Origin of the sequence: Cellvibrio fibrivorans (assembly GCF_031457055.1) — a bacterium.
Classification (GTDB): domain Bacteria; phylum Pseudomonadota; class Gammaproteobacteria; order Pseudomonadales; family Cellvibrionaceae; genus Cellvibrio; species Cellvibrio fibrivorans.
On record NZ_JAVDVX010000020.1, the window covers coordinates 1 to 2,085 of the forward strand.

The 2,085-nt window shown below is 40.7% G+C and carries 3 protein-coding genes; all 3 read left to right on the plus strand.

Annotated features, from left to right (window positions below; genetic code table 11):
• Window positions 1-140 precede the first annotated feature (140 nt).
• The 3 genes from J2X05_RS21055 (at window position 141) to J2X05_RS21065 (ending at window position 1,993) form a co-directional block, all read left to right on the plus strand.
• The gene (locus J2X05_RS21055; protein WP_310076404.1) at window positions 141-566 is read left to right on the plus strand and encodes a hypothetical protein; all 426 of its coding nucleotides are present in this window, start codon (window positions 141-143) and stop codon (window positions 564-566) included.
• A gap of 144 nt (window positions 567-710) precedes the next feature.
• Window positions 711-992, plus strand: coding sequence for a hypothetical protein (locus J2X05_RS21060; protein WP_310076405.1), 282 nt, complete (start codon window positions 711-713; stop codon window positions 990-992).
• 608 nt (window positions 993-1,600) lie between these two features.
• Window positions 1,601-1,993 (plus strand): hypothetical protein, encoded by a 393-nt coding sequence (locus J2X05_RS21065; protein ID WP_310076407.1) that lies wholly within the window; start codon window positions 1,601-1,603, stop codon window positions 1,991-1,993.
• Window positions 1,994-2,085: the final 92 nt, after the last annotated feature.

Here is a 2,085-nt window from a genome sequence, read left to right on the forward strand (position 1 = left end):
GCGCTGGGACAGTTCGTAAGTCGCGCATGTGGTGAATCGTTACGGAAAGTTAATCGCAAGCGCAACTTACAAACTGCCCATTAACTAAGCGTTAAGTTCTCTTCTTAATTGACATCGGTAGTAAATTTTATATGTGTTATATGCTTTTGCTCAGCACCGATTCAAACTACGATTTTGCAGCTCACAACTGTGAGCTAATTTCTTTTAATCGTACTTTGCCGAGCCTGAAAGAAGAAACACTTCTCAAATATCCAGAGAAATGGTTTGTTGCTTCAAAAAGTGGTTGTAGTTGCAGTTTTCGGCACTTATATGTTGGTAGCGTAGAATTAGGTTTCGGAGAACCTGAAGACTGGTATCCCGAAGAGCCGGAAGATATCGAAGCAACCCTAATTTTTATAAGTGTTATTCGTAATTTAGTTTCTTCTGGTGCTCATGTTGAATGCATAGACGCTTGGGACCATTCAAGTGAATTGGCGGGCTTAAGCGGAAATATTGAAGTAAATCTAGCTGAGGTCTCCAATTCACAGTTTCGTTTTTTTGAAAATCATAAGTTTTACTTTACATAAAAAAACTTAACAAGGCATTGCACCTGACGCATTGTAAGTAGCGCTTTTGCAATATCGCTGCGCGAAGTTTATCGCAACGCGCTACTTACAATCCGCAGGTGAACGCAACGTTATGCATATGGAAATAAAAAATAGAGGTTTGAAATGGTCGCAGCAATAGTAGAGGCAATTATTGCTCTTATATCCTCTATCATTGAAGCTATTGCATCCCTCTTTGTAGCGGGTGGAGAAGCGTTAGGTGCGGGTGAGGTATTGATTCTGCTAGCTGTATTTTTAGCGGAGCTAATACTTTGGCTAGTGTTATGGTGCGTTGAATTGGTTGCTGCTCTATTTAAATGGCGCAAACCTAGAAAAGTTCCAAAACCAATTATCTGGAGACCTAAAAAACTAATGAAGCGGGAAAAAGAAAATTCAAAAGAAAAGTAAAAATATCAGTTAGTTTTTAGTGCCTCAGCCCAATTAAGCTTAGCATAACAAGGTGGTCAAACCCGTTCCGCTTCGCTCCACTGGACAGATTTTAAGTAGCTTTTTTGTGGTTTTACTTCGTAAAATATTTCCACAAAAAAGCTACTTAAAATCTGCCGTTTACCACTACGTTGTAAGGTAATATTTTAGTGTTGTTATCGCACTTGGTTAGTGTTGTGGAGAAAAGCGTTTGCAGTTTCTATTACATTACCTGCCGTCCGGTCTAACCTGTGGTCGAGTGCTGAAAGTTCACGTAGGTTTCACTGGCCTGCTAAATTCACCGCAGTGTTAGTGAAAGCTGAAATTGAATTGAGGTTAATCGCGTCTGGCTACTGCTCCATCAAGTCTGCGCATTGAAAAAAATAATTGGGTGTGGTTTTCGTAAGAGTTTGCGCGCTGTAGCAGCACCGGTTCGTCCGGCTTACAACAAGGCGTTGAATCCGCGCACTGCGTGCGCTGGGACAGTTCGTAAGTCGCGCATTTGTTGAATCGTTGCGGAAAGTTTATCGCAAGCGCAACTTACAAACTGCCCATTAACTAAGCGTTATATTTTCTTGAGCGAGGTAGAAATGAGTGTTGGTGCATGGTCTTATGAAAGCACATTCATAAGCCCAAACGGGATTTGGACTGCTAGCGTTGTTAACGCAAATGAAATTGCTATGGGAGCACCTACTTCAGGTACCTTAAAGTTAAGTACGGGTTTTGTTTTTGAAAATTGCAATCCCTCGTTTGTTTGGTCCGACGATTCAAGGTTTGTCGCTGTACCCGTGTGGCAAAGTAATCGCAGTCAAAAACTGGCAATTATCAAGGTAGAAAATAGTAAATTTATTTACTACAAAAAAAGCTTTAGAGTTCTTGAACTATCTAGCTTTATTGGTGGGGTGGTAAGTGGCATTGACTCCCCCATCTACAAACCTGAAAAGTTCGAACTCAATTTAAGTGAAATAATTAACAGCATATAACAAGCGACTGTGGTAAAAAATCAATACCTGTAACGCAAATTTAGCTTGCTTGCCACTCGCAATTATCCCGCACCATGGCATTTAAAATCGTC

What these genes read in the sequence shown, in the direction of transcription:
- J2X05_RS21060 (WP_310076405.1), top strand. Translation starts at nt 711, where the DNA reads ATGGTCGCAGCAATAGTAGAGGCAATTATTGCTCTTATATCCTCTATC.
- J2X05_RS21065 (WP_310076407.1), top strand. Translation starts at nt 1,601, where the DNA reads ATGAGTGTTGGTGCATGGTCTTATGAAAGCACATTCATAAGCCCAAAC.
- J2X05_RS21055 (WP_310076404.1), top strand. Translation starts at nt 141, where the DNA reads ATGCTTTTGCTCAGCACCGATTCAAACTACGATTTTGCAGCTCACAAC.